This window comes from Leifsonia sp. NPDC077715, from assembly GCF_040686855.1.
In the GTDB taxonomy this organism is placed as follows: Bacteria; Actinomycetota; Actinomycetes; order Actinomycetales; family Microbacteriaceae; genus Leifsonia.
Window position 1 is genome coordinate 871368 of sequence record NZ_JBFBOG010000003.1, and the last position, 23837, is coordinate 895204.

Here is a 23837-nt window from a genome sequence, read left to right on the forward strand (position 1 = left end):
CATAGACATGCGCTATACACACATATTGCGTGCATAGCTCCGCAGCGAAGCACCGAGCGAGGAGGCTCCATGACATCGAAGACCCCACCCACCACCCGGTCGCTGTCGCTGATCCTCTGCTGGCTGGTGGTGGTGCTCGACGGGTTCGACCTCGTCGTACTCGGCGCAGTGATCCCCACCCTGCTCGCGACCGGAGACGCCGGATTCAACGCCGGCGCCGCGACCCTCGTCGCTACGACCGGACTGGTCGGCGTCGGTCTCGGCGCGATCACGGTCGGGCCGCTCGCCGACCGGTACGGCCGTCGCGGCCCCCTCACGGCGTGCGTCGCCTTGTTCTCGCTCTGCACGCTGGGGATCGCCTTCGCGCCGTCCGTCCTCGCGTTCGGCCTGCTCCGTTTCCTGGCGGGCGTCGGGCTCGGAGCGTGCCTTCCGGTCGCTCTCGCGGCCGTATCGGAGTTCGTGCCCGAGCACTGGACCGGCCGCTCGACCACGCTCACGATGACCGGCTACCACACCGGCGCGGTGCTCACCGCCCTGCTCGCGCTGGTGATCATCCCGGAGTGGCGGTGGATGTTCGCGATCGGGGGCATCGCCGGGCTCGTCCTCCTCCCGGTCCTCTGGTTCCTGCTCCCGGAGTCGGCGCGCCTCGCGGCGTCCCGCGACGGTCGCGCGCCGTCCGGGGGGACGGTCCGGGCGCTGGTGCGCGGACGCTTCCTCCGGGTCAGCCTGGGCGTCTGGCTGGCGTCGTTCATGGGACTGCTGCTGGTCTACGGCCTCAACACCTGGCTGCCCCAGCTGATGGCGACCGCCGGATACGCGACCGCCGACGCGTTGGTCTTCCTCCTCGTGCTCAATGTCGGAGCGGTCACCGGCCTGCTGATCGCCGGCTGGCTCGCGGACGCGCGCGGACCGCGGCGCGTGGCGCTGATCTGGTTCGGGCTGGCGGCGGTCTTCCTCGCCCTGCTCAGCATCCGGGTGGAGGCTGTGGTCCTGCTGTTCGTCGCCGTGTTCATCACAGGCGTGTTCGTCTACCCGCCCGAGACGCGTGCCACCGCTCTGGGCTACGCGGCCGGCCTCGGCCGGCTCGGCGCGATAGCCGGTCCGGCGGTGACCGGCCTGCTGGTCACGCTGGGCCAGGCGTACCCGGGCAGCTTCTACGTGTTCGCGCTCACAGCCGTGGTCGCCGCGATCGGCGTCGCGATCGTGCCGCCTCTCGCGTCCGCGTCGGACGCGCCGCTTCCGGTGGCTGACGCAGCCTAGCCGTGCGCGTGCGCCGAGGCGGCGTCCCGGAGCGCCTGGATGCGCTCGGCCGGCTCGCCCCGGAACACGCTGGAGCCCGCGACGAACGTGTCGGCACCCGCCGTGGCCGCGGTCACGATGGTCTCCTCGGTGACGCCGCCGTCGACCTGGAGCCAGACGTCGAGACCGCGCGCCTCGACCGCCTGCCGCAGCGCGACCAGCTTCGGCATCATCTCGGGCATGAACGACTGGCCGCCGAATCCCGGCTCGACGGTCATCACCAGCACCTGGTCGAACTCCTCGAGCAGGTCGAGGTACGGCTCGACGGCGGTGCCCGGCTTCAGCGCGATTCCGGCCCGCGAGCCGATTGCGCGCAGGCGGCGCGCCAGCGAGATGGGATCGTGAGCCGCCTCGGCGTGGAAGGTCACCGAGTAGGCGCCGAGCTCGGCGTAGCCGAGGGCCCAGTGGTCGGGGTCGTCGATCATCAGGTGCACGTCGAGCGGGATCGGGCTGACGTCCTGGATGCGGCCGACCATCTGCGGGCCGAAGGTCAGATTGGGGACGAAGTGGTTGTCCATCACATCCACGTGCACCAGGTCGGCGGTGTCGATCCGCTGCAGCTCGGACTGCATGTTGACGAAGTCGGCGGCCAGGATGCTCGGGTTGATGCGCACGTGTCCCATGCGCTCCAGCCTAGGCCGGGGCGTCGGCGGTCTTGCGCAGCAGGGCGATGAACATGGCGTCGGTGACGTGCCGGTGGGGCCACAGCTGCACGGTGTCGCCGTCGCCGGCGAGATCCATCCGCTCGGCCGTGAACGCCTGCATGAGCTCGGCGGTCGGCTCGGCCTGGAGGACGCCTGCGTGGCGGTCGAGCGCATCCTGAACGATCCCACGGGTCTCGGCCAGGTGCGGTGAGCAGGTGACGTAGGCGAGCAGCCCGCCGGGCTTCAGCGCGGCGACAGCGGAGTCGAGCAGGGCGGCCTGCAGCACGGTCAACTCGGCGACGTCGCGCGGCGTCTTGCGCCAGCGGGCCTCCGGGCGGCGGCGGAGCGCGCCCAGACCGGTGCACGGCGCGTCGAGCAGGATGCGGTCGAACGCCTCGGGGTTCTCCGCGCCGACGACCACGCCGTCCTTCTCCCAGACGGAGACCTCGAGCGGGACCGGCGCGAGCGCACGGCGGACCAGCTCGGCGCGGGCGGGCACCAGCTCGTTGGCGACGAGCGATGCTCCCCCCGCCAGCGCCTCCGCGGCGAGCAGCGCGGCCTTGCCGCCGGGGCCGGCGCACAGGTCGAGCCAGCGCTCGCCCGGCACGACCGGGCGCGCGCGCGTCAGGGCGAGGGCGGCCAGCTGCGAGCCCTCGTCCTGCACGCGGATGCGGCCATCCGCCTCCTCCACCAGGCGCTGCGGGTCTCCCCCGCCTGCGGTGAAGCCGGGAGGCGAGAAGCGGTCCGGACGGGCGCCTTCCGGCTCGTCGGCCAGGCCCGGCAGGGCGATGAGGTTGACGCGCGGGGCCGTGTTGTCCGCCTCCAGCAGCGCCTCGAGCTCGTCGCCGCGTCCCTCCGCGTCGAGCGACCGGCGGAACGCGCGGATCACCCACACCGGATGCGAGTACAGGGCGGCGAGCCGGTCGTCCTCGTTCTTGGCGCGGCCGGCGACTTGCTGGCGCCACTCCTCCGGGGTGTGGCGGCCGATCTCACGGAGGACGCCGTTGACGAAGCCCGTGCCCGACCGGCTGCCGACGGTTCGGGCCAGTCCGACCGACTCGTTCACCGCGGCGTGTGCGGCGACCCGGGTCGAGAGCAGCTGATGCGCGCCGAGGCGCAGCACGTCGAGCAGCGGCGGGTCGATCCTGTCGACCGGACGGCCCGCGGCGATCTGGATGACACGGTCGTAGTACCCCTGCATCCGGAGGGTGCCGTAGGTCAGCTCGGTCGCGAGGGCCGCGTCGGCGGACGAGAGCGCGGCGCGGGCGATGCGGGTCGGGAGGAGCAGGTTCGCGTAGGCGTCGGATTCGCGCACCGCCTGGAGGACATCGAAGGCGACGCGACGGGCGGGCTGGACGTGGGTCTGCTGCGGGCGGGACGGGCGGCTGCCGCGGCCGCGGGTGTCGGGGCGCGGGCTCACGAGAGCACCAGGCCTTCGTCGCCGGACTGCGCCGCGCCGCGCATCCAGTCGGCCGCCGACATCGCGCGCTTGCCCGCGGGCTGGACGGTGACGAGCTCCAGCGGGTCGGTGCCGGTGCCGACCAGGATGCGGCGGCCGCGCGCCTCGACGACGCCCGGGGCGAGCGGCGGCTCCCCGTCGGTGCGGCGGGCGGCGAGGACCTTGAAGCGCTCACCGCCGAGCAGCGCGAACGCACCCGGCTCGGGGGTCACGCCGCGCAGGCGGGCGTAGACGCGGTGGGCGGGCTCGGTGAGGTCGAGCCGGGCGTCGTCGAGGGTCAGCTTGGAGGCCGGGCGTGGCTCGCCCTGCTGCGGTACGGCACGCGCGGTTCCGGCGGCGAGCGCGTCGGCGGTGTCGGCCAGCAGCGCGGCGCCGTCGACCGCCAGGGCGTTCAGGAGCTCGCCGGCGGTCTCGTCCGGGCCGATCGGACGGCGCAGCTCGGCGTACACATCGCCCGCGTCGAGCTCCGGCACGAGGTAGAACACCGCCGCACCCGTCTCCGTGTCGCCCGCGATGACGGCGTGCTGCACCGGCGCCGCTCCGCGCCAGCGCGGGAGCAGCGAGAAGTGCAGGTTCACCCATCCCAGGCGGGGCAGAGACAGCAGCGGCTCGCGCACGAGCCCGCCGTACGCGACGACGACGCCGAGGTCGGGCGCCAGGTCGCGGATGCGGTCGGTGACCTCCTCACGCAGCCGGTTCGCCTTGATCACAGGGAGGCCGAGACGTTCGGCGGCCTCGGCGACCGGCGACGGCGTGAGCACGCGCTTGCGCCCGAGGGGCGCGTCCTCGCGGGTGACGACGGCGACCACCTCGTGGCGCGCGGCGACGGCCTCCAGCGACGGGATGGCGACGGCCGGGGTGCCGGCGAAGACGATGCGCATGAAGAAGGTTCTTTCGGTTCGGGACGGCCACCCAGCCTACTCCGCGCCGTCGACCGCCGCCGTCGCCCTGGTTGACGCAACACGCCGCCCGCCGCGCACGCATTGCGGCGCGTCGCGTCAACGACGCGCCTCCGACGCGGGGCCGGGTGCGCGTTGACCGCAGCGCACCCCGCCCATGGGGCGCAACACGCCGCTACGCGCAGGCGGTAACGGCGTGTTGCGCCCCATGGATGCAGCTGGCGGCCCGACACGCCGTTACCCGGCGGGGCGTAACGGCGTGTTGGGACCAGTAGATGCGCCGAGCGCGGCCAGCGATGGGACGCAACACGCCGTCACGCGCGGGCGATGACGGCGTGTTGCGACCCATGGATGCGGGTGCGCGGGCGCGGGGCTACAGGATCTCGGGGTCGTCGAAGCGCACGCGCAGGCTCGGCGCGGGGCGGTAGCCGGGGCGGCCGGCGGGGGCGCGACGGCGGCGGGTCGCGTTCTTGACGACGGCGGCGCGCACCGCCGCCGCCACGTTGGCTCCGTGCGCGTACTCGAAGCGCAGCACCGCGCGGACCTGGTCCGGACCGGCGCGCCGGGCCGATGCGCCGTCCGGCTCCACGGGCGCCGGGCCGAGCACGTCGATGAGGAGGGACGCGTCCACCGCCCGCAGCACCTCCGTGACCGTCGCCTCCGCACCGGTCACCGAGGCCAGTCGGACGGCCGGCGGGAAGCGGAGCTCGCGGCGGTCCACCAGCTCGGCGTGCGCGAACTCGACCAGGCGGCCGGTCGCGAAGTCGCGGGCGAGCGGTCCGGAGACGCCGACCAGCACGGTCGGCGCGCCCGGCGCCGCGAGACCGGCCGCGCTCTGCCACCAGCGGAGGCAGTCCTCGGCGACGTGCAGGGACTCGCGCGCGAGCATCCGCTCGCCGTCGAGGAGCAGCACGGCCTGGTAGCCGCCCTCGGCGATGGGCTCGGCGCCGCGGGTCGCCACCACGAGCGCCGGTCCGGACCCGATGCGCTGGACGGGGTGGTCGCCGTCGGCGAGGATGACGCGCGTGCCCGGGAACGCGCGCCCCAGCTCCTCGGCGGTGCGGCCGGAGCCGATGGTCGTCATCCGGAACCGCCGGTGCTCGCAGTGCTCGCACTGCCAGTCGGTGGCGAGACGTCCGCACACGGTGCAAGACGGCGGCGCGCCGGCCCGGGTCTGGTGGAGCGGTCCCTTGCAGTACGTGCAGCGGGCCGCCTGCCCGCAATTCGCGCAGGCGATCATGGGCGCGTAGCCGGGGCGTGCGACCTGCACGAGCACCGGTCCGCGGGGTCGCTCGCTCGACCCGTCCAGCGCCTCCCGGGCGGTGCGCCAGGCCGTCGAGGGGATGCGTGCCGCACGCGCCATCGGCTCCGGTGCCTGCTGGTTCGCGGTGAGGACGATCTTCGGGGTGATAGCGCGCTCCGGGCCGAAATCGCGCAGCCAGCCGAGTTCGACCAGCCGCTGCGCCTCCACGCTCCGGATGTTGCCGCTCAGCACGAGCGCGCAGCCTTCCAGCTCCTGGCGGACGAGCGCCGCGTCCCGCGTGTGGACGTACGGACTCAGCGGCTCGGCGTGCAGCGGGTCGCTATCCTCCCAGACCACCAGCAAGCCGAGGCGCGAAGCGGGCGCGTAGACCACCGACCGGTTGCCGATGACGATGCGCGGCCCGGACAGCGCCTCGAGGAACCCGCGGTAGCGGTCGGCGTTTGCCTGTCCCGCGTCGGCCCGCACCACCGCCTCGGGCGGCGCGACCGCGGCGAGGGCGGCGGCGAGCTGTTCCAGATCGCGGTGGTCGGGGACGGCGATGATCGCGGTCCGGCCACCGCGCCAGCAGTCCGCGGCCAGCGCGGCCAGGGTGACGGCCCACTCCCCGACCCAGCTCCCGTCGGGCAGCGGCACGAGGCGCGGGATGGCGCGCAGTGCGATCCGCTCGTCGCGGGCGACGGCGTCCTCCAGCACCCGCTCGCCGTACCCGCGCACCGGCACGACCGGGACGGCCGCGATGGACGCGCCGTCCGGCACGTCCGCGCCGTCCGGTGGCGACATCTGGTCGCCATCGGCGTCGGATGGAGACATCGACTCACCACTCGACGCGGAACGCGCCGCGAGCCAGGCCTTCTCGACGCGCACCATCCGACCGGGGACGGCGAGGCGCAGGATATCGCTCGCCGTGCCCGCGCTGCGGTCGGCGAGCCGCCGCGCCAGCCGCCACACCTCGGGCGTCAGGACCCGCGCGGGCGACACCACCGCCTCGATCGGACTCAGCGTCCCCTCGAACGCGTCGTCCGGGTCGCCGACCTCCACGAGGTACCCGTCGGCCACGCGGCCCGCGGAGCGCAGCGGCACGCGCACGCGCACCCCCGGCACCGCCGCGTCGGCGAGCTCCTCGGGGATGGCGTAGTCGAAGAGATGGTCGAGCTGCGGGAGCGGGGAGTCGATGACGACCCGGGCGACCCGTGCGGCCGCCGCCACGCTCAGAGTCCTGCGGCCGAGCGCAGGTCGTCGACGCGGTCCAGCCGCTCCCAGGTGAACTCGGGGAGCTCGCGGCCGAAGTGGCCGTAGGTCGCGGTCTGCGCGTAGATCGGGCGCAGCAGGTCGAGGTCGCGGATGATCGCGGCGGGACGCAGGTCGAAGACGTCCTGGATCGCGCGGATGATGCGCTCCTCCGGCACCTTCGCGGTGCCGAACGTCTCGACGTAGAGGCCCACCGGGGCCGCCTTGCCGATCGCGTACGCGATCTGCACCTCGAGCCGGTCGGCGAAGCCCGCCGCCACGGCGTTCTTGGCGACCCAGCGCATGGCGTACGCGGCCGAGCGGTCGACCTTCGACGGGTCCTTGCCCGAGAAGGCGCCGCCGCCGTGACGGGATGCGCCTCCGTAGGTGTCGACGATGATCTTGCGGCCGGTGAGCCCGGCGTCGCCCTTCGGGCCGCCGATCTCGAAGCGACCGGTCGGGTTGATGAGCGTCCGGATGTGGGAGGTCTCGAGCCCGGCGCCGTGGAGCACCGGGTTGATGACCTCCTCGACGATCTCGGCCTGCAGCTGCTCGTTGGAGACGTGCGGCGCGTGCTGCGTCGACAGCACGACCGTCTGCACCGACTTCGGCACGGCGCCCTCGTAGCCGATGGTGACCTGCGTCTTGCCGTCGGGACGCAGGTAGTCGAGCGTGCCGTCCTTGCGCACCGAGGCCAGGCGCTCGGCGAGGCGGTGCGCGAGCCAGATCGGCAGCGGCATGTACTGCGGGGTCTCGGTGGTGGCGTAGCCGAACATGATGCCCTGGTCGCCGGCGCCCTGACGGTCGAGGTCGTCGTGGCTCTGCTCGGCACGGGTCTCGAGCGCGTTGTCGACGCCCTGCGCGATGTCGGGTGACTGCGCGCCGATCGAGATGGAGACGCCGCACTGGGTCCCGTCGAAGCTGACGTCGGAGGAGTCGTACCCGATCTCGACCAGCTTGTTCCGCACCAGCGCGGGGATCTCGACGTAGCCGCGCGTCGTCACCTCGCCCGCGACGTGCACGAGGCCGGTGGTGACCAGGGTCTCGACCGCGGCCCGGCTGTGCGGGTCGACGGTGAGCAGTGCATCCAGGATGCTGTCGGAGATCTGGTCGCAGATCTTGTCCGGGTGGCCTTCGGTGACGGACTCGGACGTGAAGAGACGCAGATCTGCCATGGGTTCTCCCTCGTGCTGGATGTGACCTCGGTCGCAGGCTCCCTCGGCGCTGGGGTCGCGGAACCGCTTCGCGCTTCCCCTGAGCTCCACCGCGCCGTTATGCGATGACGTCGAGGATACGGTCGGCCACCGACAGCTTGCTGCCCGAGGCCTCCATCACTATATCGCCGCCCCTCCGCAGGACCACGACCTCGTTGCTCTCCGTTGCGAATCCCTGCGACCAGCCGACCTGGTTGAGTACGAGGAAGTCGCTGCCCTTGTGCTCGAGCTTGGTGCGGCCCAGCTCGATGAGGGCCTGCGGGTCGGGCTCGGTCTCCGCCGCGAAGCCGACGACGACCTGACCCTCCCGGCGGTTCGCGGCGAGCCCGGCGAGGATGTCGGGGTTGGCGACCAGCTCGAGCGTCAGGGTGTCGCCCTGGTCGGCCTTCTTGATCTTGGACTCGCGGGTCTCGGCCGGCCGGTAGTCGGCGACGGCGGCGGTCATCACGACGATGTCGGCGGCGCGCGCGGCCTCGGTCACGGCCTCCTGCAGCTCCAGCGCGGTCTGCACCTCGATCAGCTCGACGCCCTCCGGCGGTTCGACCTCGAGATGCGCGGCGATGAGGACGACCTCGGCTCCCCGTGCTTGCGCGGCGGCGGCGATCGCGACGCCCTGGCGGCCGCTGGACCGGTTGCCGAGGAACCGCACGGGGTCGAGCGGTTCCCGCGTCCCTCCGGCCGTGACGACGACGCGCTTGCCCGCGAGGTCGACGCCGCCGCGCGGGAGGCGGGCGGCCTCGTTGGCCCGGCGGCGCTCGGACAGCACGACCACGTCGTTGACCGTGGATGCGGCGGGCAGGGCGATGGGGGCGAGCGCCTCGACGGCGCGCGGGGTGGCGCCTGCGGCACGGAGGGCTGCGCGGACGATGACCTCGGGCTCCTCCATGCGGCCGGGGCCGGAGTCGTTGCCGGTGAGCTGGCCGCTCGCCGGGCCGACGATCGTCACTCCGCGGCCGCGCAGGGTCGCGATGTTGGCGACGGTCGCCGGATTGCGCCACATCTCGGTGTGCATCGCCGGAGCGATCACCAGCGGGGCGGTGGACGCGAGGACCGTGTTGCCGAGCAGGTCGTCGGCGATGCCGGCGGCGAGCTTGGCGATGGTGTTCGCCGTCGCGGGCGCGATCACGATGAGGTCGGCCGACTGCCCGATCGCCACATGCCGGACCTCGGCGACGCCCTCGTAGAGGTCGGTCGCGACGGGGTTGCGGCTGATCGCCTCCAGGGTCGGGCGCCCCACGAACCGCAGCGCCGCCTCGGTGGCGACCACGTGCACCGAGTGCCCTTCGAGGACCAGGGCGCGGATGACTCCGACGGCTTTATATGCGGCGATGCCGCCGGTCACTCCGACGACGACGGTCAATCGTGGGCTCAACGGCGGCACCTCTCCTCGGCCGGGGGCTGCCCGGCTGCGACGGTCTGCGGCTGTACTGCTGCTGGGTCTCGCGTTACTCCGCGGAGATGGGCTTGATGACGAGCTTGTCCTCGTTGATCTCGTGCAGCGCCACCGACAGCGGCTTGTCGTCGACCGAGGAGTCGACCAGCGGGCCGACGTTGTCGAACAGGCTGCCCTCGTGCAGGTCGGCGTAGTAGTCGTTGATCTGGCGGGCCCGCTTGGAGGCGAAGATCACGAGCGCGTACTTCGACTCGACGCGCGACAGGAGGTCGTCGATGGGCGGGTCGATGATGCCGTTGTTGCTGGTTGCCATTGCGGGCTGCTCCTTGTTCTGGGCGACCGGGCGCGGTGGCCCGATCGACGGCCGCGTCACGCGGCCGGGGACGGTGGGCGCGCCGGCGAGGGCGCGGGAAGAGGGCTCACGGACGCGACGGCGCCACGCGGACCTTCATCAAGTCTACGACCTCGCGGGCCGCGGTCGCGACGTCGTGGTTGACGACCTTGTAGTCGAACTCGTCCTGGGCGGCCAGCTCGACCTTCGCGGTCTCCAGCCGCCGCTGCTGCTCGGCCGCGTCCTCGGTGCCGCGTCCGATGAGGCGGCGGACCAGCTCCTCCCACGTCGGCGGGAGCAGGAAGATCAGCCGCGCCTCCGGCATCGACGCCCGCACCTGGCGCGCGCCCTGCAGGTCGATCTCGAGCAGGACGCTGCGGCCGGCGGCCAGTGCCTTCTCGATCGGCGCGCGCGGCGTGCCGTAACGGTAGGCGTTGTGCACGGTCGCGTGCTCCAGCAGCTCGCCCTCGACGATCATCCGGTCGAACTCGGCGTCGTCGACGAAGTAGTAGTTGACGCCGTCCACCTCGCCGGGCCGCGGCTTGCGGGTGGTGGCGGAGACCGAGAGGAGCACATCCGGGTAGTTCTCCCGGATGTAGGTGGAGACCGTGCCCTTGCCGACCGCGGTCGGGCCGGCGAGCACGACCAGACGGTTGCGCTGGCGCAGGTTCCGGTTCTCGCGCTCGATCAGGAACTCGCGCAGGCGCAGCCGCTGGTGACGGCCGAGGCCGCCGAGCCGCTTGGCGGGCGAGATCTGGAGGCGGTCGAGCGCATCCTGCATCTTGGTCTGTCCGATCGCAGGGACGCTGAGCAGGAACTCCGTCACCCGCAGCCGGCCCTCGACGCCCTCCGGGTCGGCGGTGGCGTGGTCGAGAACGGTCAGCGGCGAGACCTCCCGGGATGCGATGCTCGCCTTGACCGCGGCACGCGCACGCCGGGCGGCGACGGCGGCCTGCGACGCGGCCTGCCGGTCCACCTCGGGCGGAGCGGGGCGGACCGCGCGGTCGGAGGATGCTGCGGCGTCAGACATGGGCGGCCCGCACCTCCTCGGCGCGGCGGTCGATCGCGTCGGCCAGACCCCGCGGACCCGCGTTCAGCAGCCCGCGGGACTCGCTGACGATCACGCCGGTCGCGAGCGACCCGAACAGGCGCGGCGCGTCCTCGACCCGCGCACCCTGGTGGCCGAAGCCGGGGGCGAGCACCGGCAGGGCGGGCGTCCGCTCCCCCGCCGTCTGGACGTCGATCCCGTAGTCGGCGAGCTCGACGGTCGCGCCGAGCACCAGCCCGACGGTGCCGAACGGGCGCCGGCCCGGCTGCTCCTGGTTGAACGCATGCACGTCTTCGATGATCGCACGAGCAACAGACCGCCCGGTCCACGGGCCGCTCTGGACGATGGCCTGCTGCACGGCCGCAGCCTCCGGATTGGAGGTCGCCGCGAGCACGAACAGGCCCTTGCCCGCACGCTCCCCCAGCGCCATCGTGTCGGCCAGCGAACCGACGCCCATGTACGCGGCGACGGTCAGCGCGTCGGCCTCGAGCGGTGATCCCGGCGTCAGCCACGCCTCGGCGTACGCCGTGACGCTGGTGCCGATGTCGCCGCGCTTGGCGTCGGCGATCACCAGCAGCCCGGCGTCACGCGCGGCGGTCAGCACATCCTCCAGGGCCGCGTACCCGGCGGCGCCGAACCGCTCGAAGAAGGCGACCTGCGGCTTGACGATCCCCGCGCGTCCGGCGGCGGCCTCCACGACCGTCAGCCCGAACGACCGCAGACCGTCGGCGCTCGCCGGCAGCCCCCACGCCTCCAGAAGGTGGGCGTGGGGGTCGATGCCGACGCAGAGCCGGCCGCGCTCGGCGAAGACCTGCGCGAGCCGGTCGCCGAACGTCATGCGCGGGCGGCCCTCTCCACGGCGTACTCCTGCAGCGACTTCACGTCGAAGCCCTCGCGGATGGCGTCCAGCGACGCGACCGCGGCGCTCAGCTCGGCGATGGTCGTGAACAGCGGCTTGTCCGCCGCCACGGCCGCCGCCCGGATCTCGTACCCGTCCGCACGCGCCGAGCGCCCGCTCGGGGTGTTGATCACCACATCCACCTCGGACCGGTTGATGATGTCGACGATCGAGTCACCGCCCGACTCCAGCGCGTCGCTGTGCTTGCGCACGATGCGCGCCTCGATGCCGTTGCGGTTCAGCACCTCGGCGGTGCCCTCGGTGGCGACGATCCCGAAGCCCAGCTGCGCCAGGCGCAGCACCGGCAGGACGACGGCGCGCTTGTCGCGGTCCGAGACCGAGACGAAGACCGTGCCGGTCAGCGGCATCCCGCCGTAGGCGGCGGACTGGCTCTTCGCGAACGCGGTCGGGAAGTCCTTGTCGATGCCCATGACCTCGCCGGTCGAGCGCATCTCCGGGCCGAGCACCGAGTCGACGACCGTGCCCTCCTTCGTGCGGAACCGCTTGAACGGCAGCACGGCCTCCTTCACGGCGACGGGCGAGTCCATCGGGATGAGCGAGCCGTCCTCCGCGGGCAGCAGGCCCTCGGCGATCAGACCGTCGATCGTCTCGCCGACCATGAGCCGCGACGCGGCCTTCGCCAGCGGGATGCCGAGCGCCTTGGACACGAACGGCACGGTCCGGGACGCGCGCGGATTCGCCTCCAGCACGTAGAGCACACCCGCGCCGATCGCGAACTGCACGTTGAGCAGGCCGCGGACGCCGATCCCTTCGGCGATCTTCAGGGTCGCCTCGCGCACGCGTTCGATCTCGCGGCGGCCGAGCGTGATCGGCGGGAGGGTGCACGACGAGTCGCCGGAGTGGACGCCGGCCTCCTCGATGTGCTCCATCACGCCGCCGATGTACAGCCGCTCGCCGTCGTAGAGCGCGTCCACGTCGATCTCGATCGCGTCGTCGAGGAAGCGGTCCACGAGCAGGGGATGCGACGGACCGACGATCCCCTGGCCCGCGACCCGCTCGAAGTAGTCGGCGAGGGAGGCGTTGTCGTAGACGATCTCCATGCCGCGGCCGCCGAGCACGAAGCTCGGGCGGACCAGGACCGGGTAGCCGATCTGCTCGGCCGCGTGCGCCGCCGACGGGTAGTCGACCGCGGTGCTGTTGCGCGGCGCGACGAGGCCGGCGTTCTCGAGGATGCCGGCGAACAGGCCGCGCTCCTCCGCCAAGTCGATCGCCTCCGGCGTGGTGCCCAGGATCGGGACGCCCGCCGCCTCGAGGCCCTTCGCGAGCCCGAGCGCGGTCTGGCCGCCGAGCTGGACGACGACGCCGACCAGCTCGCCGGCCTGCGACTCCGCGTGGATGACCTCCAGCACGTCCTCCAGCGTCAGCGGCTCGAAGTAGAGCCGGTCGCTGGTGTCGTAGTCGGTCGAGACCGTCTCCGGGTTGCAGTTGATCATGATCGTCTCGAACCCCGCGTCGTGCAGCGCGAACGACGCGTGCACGCACGAGTAGTCGAACTCGACGCCCTGCCCGATGCGGTTCGGGCCGGAGCCCAGGATGACGACCTTGCGCTTGTCGCTCGGCTCGACCTCGGTCTCCAGGTCGTAGCTGGAGTAGTGGTACGGCGTCAGGGCCGGGAACTCGCCCGCGCAGGTGTCGACCGTCTTGTAGACCGGGCGGACGCCGAGGATGTGGCGCACCTCGCGCACGTCCGCCTCGCCGAAGCCGCGGAGCTCGCCGATCTGGGCGTCGGAGAAGCCGTGGTCCTTGGCGTAGCGCAGCGTCTCGGTGTCGAGGGTCGGCGCATCGCGGATCAGGTCGGCGACCTCGTTGATGAGGACGATCTGGTCGATGAACCACGGGTCGATCTTGGTCGCCTCGAACACCTGCTCCGGCGTCGCGCCCAGGCGGAGCGCCTGCTGCACGTCGACGATGCGGCCGTCGGTCGGCGTCGCGATGGAGGTGAGGAGTTCGTCCACCGTGCGCGTCTGCTCGCCCCAGTGGAACGACGACCCGCGCTTCTCCAGCGACCGCAGAGCCTTCTGCAGAGCGCTGGTGAAGGAGCGCCCGATCGCCATGGCCTCGCCGACCGACTTCATGGTCGTGGTCAGTGTCGGGTCGGCGGCCGGGAACTTCTCGAACGCGAACCGCGGCACCTTCACGACGATGTAGTCGAGCGTCGGCTCGAAGCTCGCCGGGGTGACCTTGGTGATGTCGTTCGGGATCTCGTCCAGGCGGTAGCCGATGGCGAGCTTCGCCGCGATCTTCGCGATCGGGAAGCCGGTGGCCTTCGACGCCAGGGCGGACGACCGCGAGACGCGCGGGTTCATCTCGATGACGATGATCCGGCCGTTCTCCGGGTTCACCGCGAACTGGATGTTGCAGCCGCCGGTGTCGACGCCGACGGCGCGGATGATGTCGATGCCGATGTCGCGGAGCCGCTGGTACTCGCGGTCGGTCAGGGTCAGCGCCGGGGCGACCGTGATGGAGTCGCCGGTGTGCACGCCGACCGGGTCCACGTTCTCGATGGAGCAGACGACCACCGTGTTGTCGGCGGTGTCGCGCATGAGCTCGAGCTCGTACTCCTTCCAGCCGAGGATGGACTCCTCCAGCAGCACCTCGCTGGTCGGGCTCTGGTGGATGCCGTCGCCGGCGATCCGGCGGAGCTCGTCCGGCGTGTACGCGAAGCCCGAGCCGAGGCCGCCCATGGTGAACGACGGGCGGACGACGAGCGGGTAGCCGAGGTCTTCCGCGAACTCGAGCGCTTCCTCGACCGTGTGGGCGATGTGCGATCGCGCGACCTCGGCGCCGGCCTCGATGACCAGCTCCTTGAAGATCTGGCGGTCCTCGCCCTTCTGGATGGCCTCGAACTTCGCGCCGATCAGCTCGACGCCGTACTTCTCGAGGATGCCGTGCTCGTGCAGCTGCATGGCCGCGTTGAGGGCGGTCTGCCCGCCGAGGGTCGGCAGGATGGCGTCCGGCTTCTCCTTGGCGATGATCGTCTCGATGACCTGCCAGGTGATCGGCTCGACATAGGTGGCGTCGGCGAAGTCGGGATCGGTCATGATCGTCGCCGGGTTGGAGTTGACGAGGATGACGCGCACGCCCTCGGCCTTGAGCACGCGGCAGGCCTGGGTGCCGGAGTAGTCGAACTCGACGGCCTGGCCGATCACGATCGGGCCGGAGCCGATGACGAGGACGGAGTTGATGTCGTCGCGCTTGGGCATCAGTTGTTCTCCTGGTCGTTGGTCGCCGACTCGCTGTGCTGGGCCCTGATGCTGTGTTGTTCACGAATCATGGCCAAGAAGCGGTCGAAGAGGTAGTTGGCGTCGTGCGGGCCGGCCGCCGCCTCCGGGTGGTACTGCACGCTGAACGCGTTCAGGTCGAGGCAGTCCAGCCCCTCGACGACCTGGTCGTTGAGCGAGAAGTGGCTGACCTCGACGCGGCCGAAGCCGGCGGGCGAGTCGAACGCTGCGTCGATAGGGGCCTTGACGGCGAACCCGTGGTTCTGCGCGGTGATCTCGACGCGGCCGGTGCGCTTGTCGAGAACCGGCTGGTTGATCCCCCGGTGGCCGAACGGCAGCTTGTACGTGTCGAGCCCGAGCGCACGGCCGAGCAGCTGGTTGCCGAAGCAGATGCCGAAGTACGGCAGGCCGGCGCGCAGCGTCTCCTGCAGCAGGGCGACGTGCTTGTCGGACGCCTGCGGGTCGCCCGGGCCGTTCGAGAAGAACAGCGCCGAGACGCCGAGCCCGAGCACATCCTGCGCCGACACCTGCTGCGGGAGCACGTGCACGTCGAGGCCGCGGGCGGCCAGGTTCTCGAGGGTGGACTTCTTGACGCCGAGGTCGAGCACGGCGACCGAGCCGACCTTCTCGCCGACGGCCGGGACCGTGTACGGCTCGACGGTCGAGACCTCGGCCGACAGGTTGCGGCCGCGCATCTTCTCGCCGGCGAGCACCAGCTCCAGCTGCTCGCTCTCGCTCAGGTCGAAGTCGTCGCCCGAGAAGATGCCGGAGCGCATGGCCCCGGCCGAGCGGATGTGACGGGTCACCGCGCGCGTGTCGATGCCGCTGATCCCCACCACGCCCTGCGCGACGAGGTCGTCGTCGAGGCTGCGCTGGGCGCGGAAGTTCGAGACGACGCGGCTGGGCTCGCGGACGACGTAGCCGGCGACCCAGATCTGTCGCGACTCCATGTCCTCGTCGTTGGTGCCCGTGTTGCCGATGTGGGGCGCCGTCTGGAGGACGATCTGCCCGGCGTACGACGGGTCGGTCAGGGTCTCCTGGTAGCCGGTCATGCCGGTCGCGAAGACGGCCTCGCCGAGCGTGCGCCCGCGGGCGCCGTAGGCCCGGCCGACGTAGCGTGTTCCGTCTTCGAGGACGAGCACCGCGGGGTCTGTTGCGAGCACGTCACACCTCCTTGTCGTTCGGGCGGGACTCGCCCGCCGCGTCCGGGGCGGATGCCCCGGGGACGATTTCGTGGATGGCCGCGGTCAACTGCGCGCGGCCGGCCGGGTCGACGACCCGGAAGTAGCTGTCGGCGGCCGTTCCGCCGCTCGTGGTCCACCCGAGGCGGACGAGGCCGTCGCGCTCGACCGCGCGGTCGATGGCGACGCTCGCCGCGCCGACGCCGGTGACGACGGCGGCCGGGATGAACACCGGCGCCTCGCCGGTCACCGTGATCGCGACGCCCTCGGGCCGGACCGTCACCACGGCCTTGCCGCGGAACGCGAGCCCCGGGAGCGCCAGTCGCTCGAGGTGCTGACCGGCCTTGGTCGTGGCGACGTACAGGGCGTCCGTCTCCGCCGTCGGGGCGCTCAGCGTCCCGGGCGTGGAGTAGCCGGCGCCCGCGCCGCTGTCGCGCCGTACCCGGCGACGCCAGCCGACGACCGCGAGGGCCAGGACGATGACGACGACCGCGAGGATGCCGAGGGTGGGGAGCAGCTTATCCACGCGCGCCCACCTCCTCCGCGTCGCGGACCGCGCCGTCGAGCACGGTGGGGCGCCCCTGGTGGAAGGTCGCGACGACCCGGCCCGGGAGCGTGAGCCCGAGGTACGGCGAGTTGACGCCCTTGCCCGCGAGGTCTCCGGTCGAGAACGTCCGGGACGCGGTCGGGTCGTAGAGGAACAGGTTGGCCGCGGCCCCGGGCTCGAGCGGGCCGCCGTGGCCGTCGAGCCGGCCGATCCGCGCCGGCGTCGCGGACAGCACCCGGGCGACATCGCTCCAGCCGAGCATCCCGTTGTCGACGACGCTGGCCTGCACGACCGACAGCGCCGACTCCAGGCCGACCATGCCGAACGCGGCCGCATCCCATTCGCAGTCCTTCGACTCGACGGGATGCGGGGCGTGGTCGGTGGCGACGATGTCGATCGTGCCGTCGGCGAGGCCGGCCCGCAGCGCCTCCACGTCCTCGCGGCGCCGGAGCGGCGGGTTGACCTTGTAGCGCGCGTCGTAGCCGGAGGCCAGCTCCTCGGTCAGCGCCAGGTGGTGCGGCGTGACCTCCGCGGTGACGTCGATCCCCCGGGCCTTGGCCCAGCGGATGACGTCGACGCTGCCCGCGGTCGAGACGTGGCAGACGTGCAGGCGGGATCCGACATGCTCGGCGAGCAGCACATCCCGGGCGATGATCGACTCCTCGGCGACCGCCGGCCAGCCCGCCAGCCCGAGCTCGCCGGAGAGCTCGCCCTCGTTCATCTGGGCGCCCTCGGTGAGCCGGGGCTCCTGCGCGTGCTGGGCGATCACGCCGTCGAACGCCTTCACGTACTCCAGCGCCCGGCGCATCAGCAGCGGGTCGGAGACGCATTTGCCGTCGTCCGAGAAGACGCGGACACGGGCGCGGGATGCGGCCATCGCGCCGAGCTCGGCCAGTCGCTCCCCGGCGAGGCCGACGGTGACGGCGCCGATCGGGCGGACCGTGGCGTAGCCCGCGGCCTCCCCCAGGCTGAGCACCTGCTCCACGACCCCGGCCGTGTCGGCGACCGGCGACGTGTTCGCCATGGCGAACACCGCCGTGAACCCGCCCGCCGCAGCGGCCCTGGTGCCGGTCAGCACGGTCTCGCTCTGCTCGTAGCCGGGCTCGCGCAGATGCGTGTGCAGGTCGACCAGCCCCGGCAATGCCAGGAGCCCGTCCGCGTCGATCCGGGTCGCGCCCGCGGCGCTCAGCCCGGCGCCGACCTCAGCGATCCGGCCGCCGTCGACCAGCAGGTCCGCACGGGAGCCGTCGGCCAGCGTCGCGCCGCCGATCAGGAACTTCTCCACACTCACCTCACACCACCTGCCCGTTGCCGCTGCCGCTGTCATTGCCGCTGAGCAGCAGGTACAGGGCCGCCATCCGTACCGAGACACCGTTGGCGACCTGCTCCCGGACCGTCGAGCGCGGGGAGTCCGCGGCCGCGGCCGAGATCTCCAGCCCGCGGTTCATCGGCCCAGGGTGCATCACAATGCTATCGGCCTTGAGCCGGCCGAGCCGTTCCTCGTCCAGTCCCCAGGTGCGCGCGTATTCGCGGGAGTTGGGGAAGAACGCATCGTTCATCCGCTCGGCCTGGATGCGCAGCATCATCACGACGTCCGGACCGTCGGCGATCGCCTCGTCCAGGTCGTAGCGGACGCGCACGGGCCAGCCGTCGATGCCCACCGGGAGGAGGGTCGGCGGCGCGACCAGCGTCACCTGGGCGCCCAGGGTCTGCAGCAGCCACACGTTCGACCGCGCGACGCGGGAGTGCAGGATGTCGCCCACGATCGCGACCGACACCTCGGCGAGGTCCTTCCCGCGCGAGGCCGAGCCGTGCAGGCGGCGGCGCATGGTGAACGCGTCCAGCAAGGCCTGGGTCGGGTGCTCGTGCGTGCCGTCGCCCGCGTTCAGGATGCCGGCGTCGATCCAGCCGCTCGTCGCGAGCGTCTGCGGGGCGCCGGACGAGCCGTGGCGGATGACCACCGCGTCCGCTCCCATCGCCTGCAGCGTCTGGGCGGTGTCCTTCAGGCTCTCGCCCTTGCTCACACTGGAGCCCTTGGCGGAGAAGTTGATCACGTCGGCGGAGAGCCGCTTGGCCGCGGCCTCGAACGAGATGCGGGTGCGGGTCGAGTCCTCGAAGAACAGGTTGACGACCGTCTTGCCGCGCAGGGTCGGGAGCTTCTTGACTTCGCGCTCCTGCACGTCCGCCATGTCCTCGGCGACGTCGAGCAGCTGGATGGCAGCGTCGCGCGACAGCCCGCGTGTCGAGAGAAGGTGCCTCATGCGTCCACCCCCGCCGGCTCCTCGATGGTCACCGACTCCTCGCCGTCGGTCTCGTGGAGCCGCACGTAGATGCGCTCGGAGGCCGCCGACGGCAGGTTCTTGCCCACGAAGTCGGCGCGGATCGGGAGCTCGCGGTGGCCGCGGTCGACCAGCACCGCGAGGCGCACCGCGCGCGGGCGGCCCAGGTCGCTGATCGCGTCGAGCGCGGCCCGGATGGTGCGGCCCGAGAAGAGCACGTCGTCCACCAGCACCACGGTCTTGCCGTCGATCGGCCCCGGCAGCGAGGTCGGCTGCGGAGTGCGCGTGGGATGCCGCGACAGGTCGTCGCGGTACATGGTCACGTCGAGCGCGCCCACGATGTCGGCGGGCGAGGAGACCGCCGCCGGTTCGATGCGCTGGATGTTCTCGGCGATCCGCCGCGCGAGCACGACGCCGCGGGTCGGGATCCCCAGGATCACCAGCTCGTCCGTTCCCCGGTTGGACTCCAGGATCTCGTGGGAGATCCGAGTCAACGCCCGGGCGATGTCAGCCTGCTGCAGCACGGTACGCGCTGTCATGCCGACCTCCTTCCCCGCCTCACAGGACGGCTCTTAAAGGATGCCTACGCCCTCCACCCTACCAGCCCGGTCCCTGCCGTCGTCGCCGCCCCACCGAAACGGAGGAAACGTGCATTCGACACGCCGGCGGGATGCACGAAACGGAGGAGTCCGCGTGCGGAAGCGCCGCGGACTCCTCCGTTTCGGATGGGGTCAGTGGTCGTTGAGGAACGTCGTGAACGCCTTCGTGTCGCTCACGCCGCCGGGATACTGCTTGCCGTTCACGAGGACGGTCGGGGTGCCCTTGATCACGTCGAGCACCTTCTTGCCGTCGACTTCGATCGGGCCCTTCTGCGAGTTCGCCGTATTGCGCTGCGCCCACGCCTGGTACGGCCCGCTGTCGGCGAGGCAGGCGGAGATGTCGCCCGCTCCCGCGTCGCTCGCGCGCTTCGCGAGCTCCTTGTCCGTCAGCCCTTCGGAGTTCTCCTCCGGCTGGTCGGTGAACAGCGCCTGGTAGAACGGCAGGACGGCGTTCTCGTCGGTCACGGCCACGCAGGTCAGCGCGGCGGACGCTCGGGTCGAGTAGCCCGTGCCGTTCGAGAGGGCATCGAGGAACGTCAGCGGGTGCAGCCGCAGCGTGATGTCGCCGTTGTCGACCGCGTCGGCCAGGGTTGTGCCGTTGGCCTTCTCGAACGCGCCGCACACCGGGCACATCGCGTCGAACCAGATGTCGACCTTCTTCCCGCCGTCGCCCGCGGTGATGAAGCCGCCGTCGAAGTCGACCGCGCCATCCGTGCCCTTCGGGGGCGCGTCCGTCGCGACCGGGACGTTGGACGCGCCGCCGAGCAGCGAGCATCCCGCCGCCGCCACCGCGACACCCACGGCCAGCGCGACGGCCGCCGCGATCCGGCGCAGACGCGGGCTCATCCGCGGTTCGCCGAGCCGTTGGCCTGGGCGATCTTGGCGAGGAGGCCGTTCACGAATCCGGCCGAGTCGTCCGTCGAGAGCACCGTCGCGGCCTCGACCGCCTCGGAGATCGCGACGCCGTCCGGCACCTCGTCGTTGTACAGAACCTCCCACACGCCGATGCGCAGGATGGCGCGGTCGACGGCGGGCATGCGGGCGAGGGTCCAGCCCTGCGCGTACGTCTCGATCTGCTCGTCGATCTCGTCCTGGTGCTCGATGACACCGTCGAGGATCTCGCGGGCATAGAGCCACGACGCCTCGCGAGCGGGCTGGGACGCCGCTCGCTCGGCCTCTGTCGCGAGCGCCTGACGCAGCGGCGTCTGCCGCAGGTCGGCGCTGTAGAGGACGTCGAGGGCGCGCTTACGGGCCTTGGTGCGCGCGCTCATCTAGTCGTTGACGCGGCCGAGGTAGTCGCCCGTGCGGGTGTCGACCTTGACCTTGGTGCCGGTCTCGAGGAACAGCGGGACCTGGATCTGGTAGCCGGTCTCGACGGTCGCGGGCTTGGTGCCGCCGGTCGAGCGGTCGCCCTGGAGGCCCGGCTCGGTGTAGGTGATCTCGAGCACGACGGAGGCCGGGAGCTCGACGTAGAGCGGCGAGCCCTCGTGCAGCGCGACGGTCACGTTCTGGTTCTCGAGCATGAAGTTGGCGGCGTCGCCGACGACCGGGCCCGGGATGGTGATCTGGTCGTAGTCGGAGGTGTCCATGAACACGAAGTCCGCGCCGTCCTGGTACAGGTACTGGTAGTCGCGGCGGTCGACGTTGGTGATGTCGATCTTGGCGCCGGCGTTGTAGGTGCGGTCGACCGTCTTGCCCGTGGTGACGTTCTTGAGCTTGGTGCGGACGAACGCACCGCCCTTGCCCGGCTTGACGTGCTGGAACTCGATCACGGTCCAGAGCTGTCCGTCGATGCTGAGGACGACGCCGTTCTTGATGTCAGCGGTAGAAGCCAAGAGGATGTTCCGTTTCGTTGGGTGAGAAAAGATGCGGGGAGCGCAGAAGGCCCCAGAGGATTCTAAACGTCAGCGCCGGTTTCGGCGAATGAACGCCAGTGCCAGCCGGTACGACTCGAACCCGAAACCGGCGATGACGCCGGTGGAGACGGCGGTGAGCACGCTGGTGTGCCGGAACTCCTCACGGGCGTGCGGATTCGACAGGTGCACCTCGACGACAGTGCCGCCGGCCTTCGTCACGAGGGACACCGCATCCCGCAGCGCGTAGGAGTAGTGCGTCCACGCGCCGGCGTTCAGGATGACGGGCGCACCGGAATCCGCGGCCTCGTGCAGCCAGCCGAGCAGCTGTGCCTCGTCGTCGGTCTGACGCAGGTCGATGGTGTCGTCACCCGCGTCCTCCTGCAGCACGGCGCGGAGGTCGTCGAGCGTCCCGGAGCCGTACACGTCGGGCTCGCGGGTGCCGAGGCGGCCGAGGTTGGGGCCGTTCAGGACCAGGATGTCGGCCACGTCATTCCTCCCCGTCCTTCAGCGGGCGCACGCGCACCGCCGACCAGGTCTCGTCGACGGCGATGTTGCTGACCCCGCGCCAGCCGTAGGCGCGCGCCTCGCCCGCGACCACGTCCCGGTTCACGTCGGCGCGGCCGCCTTTCGGGTACACGACCCAGACCGCACGGGCGCCGGATGCCACGGGCAGCTGCTCGGCGTAGCGCGCCAGTAGCTCGTCGCGGGTGCGCACGACCGTCGCGACGACCGCAGCGTCGGCGACCGCCGCCTCCGTCGCACCCTCCGGCAGGGCCCCGAGCAGCGCGCGATCGTCGTCGCCGGCGACCACCAGCGCGACGCCGTCGCCCGGCTTCGCCTGGAACCGCTGAAGCACGGTCTTGTCGGTCACGAACCCACCTCCTGGTATGCGGCGAACAGCAGGCTCTGGTCCGGGCCGGCCAGCACCGTCGGGCGTGCCACGTCGTCGAGCACGATGAATCGGAGCATACTGCCCCGCGCCTTCTTGTCGCGCTGCATGGTCGCGAGCAGCGTCTGCCAACGGCCCGCCGGGTAGGAGGTCGGGAGGGTCAGGGACTCCAGGATGCGGCGGTGCCGCTCCACGACCTCGTCGCTCAGCCGCCCGCTGAGCCGGGCGAGCTCTGCCGCGAACACCATGCCGACGGAGACCGCAGCGCCATGCCGCCACTGGTACCGCTCGGCGTGCTCGATCGCGTGGCCCAGGGTGTGGCCGTAATTGAGGATTTCGCGGAGCCCCTGCTCGGTGAAGTCCTCACCCACGACCCGCGCCTTGATCCCGATGGACAGCTCCACGAGCCGGCGGAACTCGGGGCTCTCCGGGTCGGTCGCCCGGTCCACGTCCGCCTCGAGGAGGTCCAGGATCTCCGGCTCGGCGATGAAGCCGTACTTGACCACCTCGGCGAACCCGGCGAGCAGTTCGTTGCGCGGGAGTGACGACAGCGTATCGAGGTCGCAGATCACCGCGGCGGGCGCGTAGAAGGCGCCGACGAGGTTCTTGCCCTCGACCGTGTTGATGCCGGTCTTGCCGCCGACCGCCGCATCCACCATGCCGAGCAGCGTCGTCGGCACCTGGATGAGCTTCACACCGCGCAGCCAGGTCGCCGCGACGAAGCCGGCGAGGTCGGTGACCGCGCCGCCGCCGAAGCCGATCACCGCGTCGGAGCGGGTGAAGTCGGCCTGCCCCATGATCTGCCACAGGAACGACGCGACCTCGACGCGCTTCGCCGCCTCGGCATCCGGGATCTCGGCGAGCAGCACCTCGTAGCGGTCGACGAGCGATTCGCGCAGCTCGGCGGCCGCCGCGCCCAGCGTGGGCTGGTGCACCAGCAGGATCTTGCGCACGCCCGTGCCCAGATAGGGCTCGAGGGCGAAACGGAGTCCGCGGCCGACGACCACCGGGTACGGCTCGCGTCCGGTGACGATGATCTCAGTGGCGTCGGTCATGCGTGTCCTTCCGTGGCGCCGTCGCGGACCCACGCGGCGATCTCCGCCGCGATGGTGTCGATCGGGCGGGTCGAGGTGTCGGCCGTGTAGTCGGCGAGCGACTGGTACAGCTCGCTGCGGGAGGCGACCAGGCGCTTCCACGAGTCGAGGTCGGTGATGAGCGGGCGCTTGCCGTTGGTGATCCGCTTGGCGATCGCCTCCGGCTGCACGGTGAGAAGCACGACGCGGGCGCCGGCGAGGTCGGCCTGCGTCGCCGGGTCGAGCACCGCTCCCCCGCCCAGCGAGACGATGCCGGGATGCCGGAGCGCGTCGGCGACGGCCGCGCGCTCCCGTTCGCGGAAGTACGGCTCACCGTGGGTCGCGAAGATCTCCGGGATCGGGCCGTGCAGCGCGACGACGACCGCGTCGGTGTCGACGAACGGGAGGTGGAGCAGCTTGGCGAGCCGCTTGCCGACGCGCGACTTGCCCGCCGCCGGGGGGCCGATCAGCGCGATCGTGTCGGGCGACGTCACG

The 23837-nt window shown here is 71.9% G+C and carries 23 protein-coding genes; 1 reads left to right on the forward strand and 22 read right to left on the reverse strand.

The annotated features are described in order from the left end of the window. Positions 1 to 69: 69 nt before the first annotated feature. Complete coding sequence (locus tag AB0P25_RS18045) at positions 70 to 1260, forward strand: aromatic acid/H+ symport family MFS transporter (RefSeq protein ID WP_363809184.1); 1191 nt, start codon at positions 70 to 72, stop codon at positions 1258 to 1260. Here AB0P25_RS18045 and rpe read toward each other — a convergent pair. From rpe to AB0P25_RS18155, 22 genes are all read right to left on the reverse strand, one after another. Then, a complete protein-coding gene (rpe, locus tag AB0P25_RS18050) occupies positions 1257 to 1922 on the reverse strand; it encodes a ribulose-phosphate 3-epimerase (protein WP_363809186.1) in 666 nt (221 codons plus the stop codon). The genes AB0P25_RS18045 and rpe overlap by 4 nt on opposite strands. Before the next feature lie 10 nt (positions 1923 to 1932). Next, a complete protein-coding gene (locus AB0P25_RS18055; RefSeq protein ID WP_363809187.1) occupies positions 1933 to 3363 on the reverse strand; it encodes a transcription antitermination factor NusB in 1431 nt (476 codons plus the stop codon). Further along, a complete protein-coding gene (gene fmt, locus AB0P25_RS18060) occupies positions 3360 to 4283 on the reverse strand; it encodes a methionyl-tRNA formyltransferase (RefSeq protein ID WP_363809189.1) in 924 nt (307 codons plus the stop codon). The genes AB0P25_RS18055 and fmt overlap by 4 nt, the downstream gene beginning before the upstream one ends. 391 nt (positions 4284 to 4674) lie before the next feature. After that, a complete protein-coding gene (locus AB0P25_RS18065) occupies positions 4675 to 6771 on the reverse strand; it encodes a primosomal protein N' (protein WP_363809192.1) in 2097 nt (698 codons plus the stop codon). Positions 6772 to 6773: 2 nt separating this feature from the next. Beyond that, on the reverse strand, positions 6774 to 7967 hold the full coding sequence (gene metK, locus AB0P25_RS18070; RefSeq protein WP_363809194.1) for a methionine adenosyltransferase: 1194 nt from the start codon (positions 7965 to 7967) through the stop codon (positions 6774 to 6776). Between the two features lie 97 nt (positions 7968 to 8064). Beyond that, positions 8065 to 9366 carry a bifunctional phosphopantothenoylcysteine decarboxylase/phosphopantothenate synthase gene (locus AB0P25_RS18075; protein ID WP_363809349.1) on the reverse strand — a complete coding sequence of 434 codons (1302 nt, stop codon included), beginning with the start codon at positions 9364 to 9366 and terminating at the stop codon, positions 8065 to 8067. 85 nt (positions 9367 to 9451) lie between these two features. Further along, a complete protein-coding gene (gene rpoZ / locus AB0P25_RS18080) occupies positions 9452 to 9712 on the reverse strand; it encodes a DNA-directed RNA polymerase subunit omega (RefSeq protein WP_064109190.1) in 261 nt (86 codons plus the stop codon). A 106-nt stretch (positions 9713 to 9818) separates the two neighbouring features. Continuing rightward, positions 9819 to 10760 (reverse strand): guanylate kinase, encoded by a 942-nt coding sequence (gmk, locus tag AB0P25_RS18085; RefSeq protein WP_363809195.1) that lies wholly within the window; start codon positions 10758 to 10760, stop codon positions 9819 to 9821. After that, positions 10753 to 11616: an orotidine-5'-phosphate decarboxylase gene (pyrF, locus tag AB0P25_RS18090; RefSeq protein WP_363809198.1), complete on the reverse strand. Its 864-nt coding sequence runs from the start codon at positions 11614 to 11616 to the stop codon at positions 10753 to 10755. Before pyrF ends, gmk begins: the two co-directional genes overlap by 8 nt. Continuing rightward, complete coding sequence (gene carB, locus AB0P25_RS18095; protein WP_363809200.1) at positions 11613 to 14900, reverse strand: carbamoyl-phosphate synthase large subunit; 3288 nt, start codon at positions 14898 to 14900, stop codon at positions 11613 to 11615. The genes pyrF and carB overlap by 4 nt, the downstream gene beginning before the upstream one ends. Beyond that, positions 14900 to 16081, reverse strand: a complete 1182-nt coding sequence (gene carA / locus AB0P25_RS18100) for a glutamine-hydrolyzing carbamoyl-phosphate synthase small subunit (RefSeq protein WP_363809201.1) — start codon at positions 16079 to 16081, stop codon at positions 14900 to 14902. The genes carB and carA overlap by 1 nt, the downstream gene beginning before the upstream one ends. 1 nt (position 16082) lies before the next feature. Further along, a complete protein-coding gene (locus AB0P25_RS18105; RefSeq protein WP_363809202.1) occupies positions 16083 to 16625 on the reverse strand; it encodes a hypothetical protein in 543 nt (180 codons plus the stop codon). Then, positions 16618 to 17937: a dihydroorotase gene (locus AB0P25_RS18110; RefSeq protein ID WP_363809203.1), complete on the reverse strand. Its 1320-nt coding sequence runs from the start codon at positions 17935 to 17937 to the stop codon at positions 16618 to 16620. The genes AB0P25_RS18105 and AB0P25_RS18110 overlap by 8 nt, the downstream gene beginning before the upstream one ends. Position 17938: 1 nt before the next feature. Then, positions 17939 to 18907: an aspartate carbamoyltransferase catalytic subunit gene (locus AB0P25_RS18115; RefSeq protein WP_363809206.1), complete on the reverse strand. Its 969-nt coding sequence runs from the start codon at positions 18905 to 18907 to the stop codon at positions 17939 to 17941. Next, the gene (gene pyrR / locus AB0P25_RS18120; protein ID WP_363809207.1) at positions 18904 to 19464 is read right to left on the reverse strand and encodes a bifunctional pyr operon transcriptional regulator/uracil phosphoribosyltransferase PyrR; all 561 of its coding nucleotides are present in this window, start codon (positions 19462 to 19464) and stop codon (positions 18904 to 18906) included. The genes AB0P25_RS18115 and pyrR overlap by 4 nt, the downstream gene beginning before the upstream one ends. Positions 19465 to 19656: 192 nt before the next feature. After that, entirely contained in the window at positions 19657 to 20370 is a 714-nt protein-coding gene (locus tag AB0P25_RS18125) for a thioredoxin domain-containing protein (RefSeq protein ID WP_363809208.1), read from the reverse strand. Then, positions 20367 to 20795 (reverse strand): transcription antitermination factor NusB, encoded by a 429-nt coding sequence (gene nusB / locus AB0P25_RS18130; RefSeq protein WP_064109198.1) that lies wholly within the window; start codon positions 20793 to 20795, stop codon positions 20367 to 20369. The genes AB0P25_RS18125 and nusB overlap by 4 nt, the downstream gene beginning before the upstream one ends. Further along, positions 20796 to 21359, reverse strand: coding sequence for an elongation factor P (gene efp / locus AB0P25_RS18135; protein ID WP_064109199.1), 564 nt, complete (start codon positions 21357 to 21359; stop codon positions 20796 to 20798). A 69-nt stretch (positions 21360 to 21428) separates the two neighbouring features. Beyond that, a complete protein-coding gene (locus tag AB0P25_RS18140; protein WP_363809209.1) occupies positions 21429 to 21866 on the reverse strand; it encodes a type II 3-dehydroquinate dehydratase in 438 nt (145 codons plus the stop codon). 1 nt (position 21867) lies between these two features. After that, positions 21868 to 22251, reverse strand: coding sequence for a hypothetical protein (locus tag AB0P25_RS18145; RefSeq protein ID WP_363809211.1), 384 nt, complete (start codon positions 22249 to 22251; stop codon positions 21868 to 21870). Further along, positions 22248 to 23324 (reverse strand): 3-dehydroquinate synthase, encoded by a 1077-nt coding sequence (gene aroB, locus AB0P25_RS18150; protein ID WP_363809213.1) that lies wholly within the window; start codon positions 23322 to 23324, stop codon positions 22248 to 22250. The genes AB0P25_RS18145 and aroB overlap by 4 nt, the downstream gene beginning before the upstream one ends. Next, the gene (locus AB0P25_RS18155) at positions 23321 to 23836 is read right to left on the reverse strand and encodes a shikimate kinase (RefSeq protein WP_363809214.1); all 516 of its coding nucleotides are present in this window, start codon (positions 23834 to 23836) and stop codon (positions 23321 to 23323) included. Before AB0P25_RS18155 ends, aroB begins: the two co-directional genes overlap by 4 nt. Between the last annotated feature and the right edge of the window lies 1 nt (position 23837).

Coding starts and splice junctions, on each gene's coding strand:
- carB (WP_363809200.1), bottom strand. CDS start 14,900: ATGCCCAAGCGCGACGACATCAACTCCGTCCTCGTCATCGGCTCCGGC.
- AB0P25_RS18125 (WP_363809208.1), bottom strand. CDS start 20,370: ATGAGCCCGCGTCTGCGCCGGATCGCGGCGGCCGTCGCGCTGGCCGTG.
- metK (WP_363809194.1), bottom strand. CDS start 7,967: ATGGCAGATCTGCGTCTCTTCACGTCCGAGTCCGTCACCGAAGGCCAC.
- gmk (WP_363809195.1), bottom strand. CDS start 10,760: ATGTCTGACGCCGCAGCATCCTCCGACCGCGCGGTCCGCCCCGCTCCG.
- rpoZ (WP_064109190.1), bottom strand. CDS start 9,712: ATGGCAACCAGCAACAACGGCATCATCGACCCGCCCATCGACGACCTC.
- rpe (WP_363809186.1), bottom strand. CDS start 1,922: ATGGGACACGTGCGCATCAACCCGAGCATCCTGGCCGCCGACTTCGTC.
- pyrF (WP_363809198.1), bottom strand. CDS start 11,616: ATGACGTTCGGCGACCGGCTCGCGCAGGTCTTCGCCGAGCGCGGCCGG.
- pyrR (WP_363809207.1), bottom strand. CDS start 19,464: ATGACAGCGCGTACCGTGCTGCAGCAGGCTGACATCGCCCGGGCGTTG.
- aroB (WP_363809213.1), bottom strand. CDS start 23,324: ATGACCGACGCCACTGAGATCATCGTCACCGGACGCGAGCCGTACCCG.
- AB0P25_RS18115 (WP_363809206.1), bottom strand. CDS start 18,907: ATGAGGCACCTTCTCTCGACACGCGGGCTGTCGCGCGACGCTGCCATC.
- fmt (WP_363809189.1), bottom strand. CDS start 4,283: ATGCGCATCGTCTTCGCCGGCACCCCGGCCGTCGCCATCCCGTCGCTG.
- nusB (WP_064109198.1), bottom strand. CDS start 20,795: ATGAGCGCGCGCACCAAGGCCCGTAAGCGCGCCCTCGACGTCCTCTAC.
- AB0P25_RS18045 (WP_363809184.1), top strand. CDS start 70: ATGACATCGAAGACCCCACCCACCACCCGGTCGCTGTCGCTGATCCTC.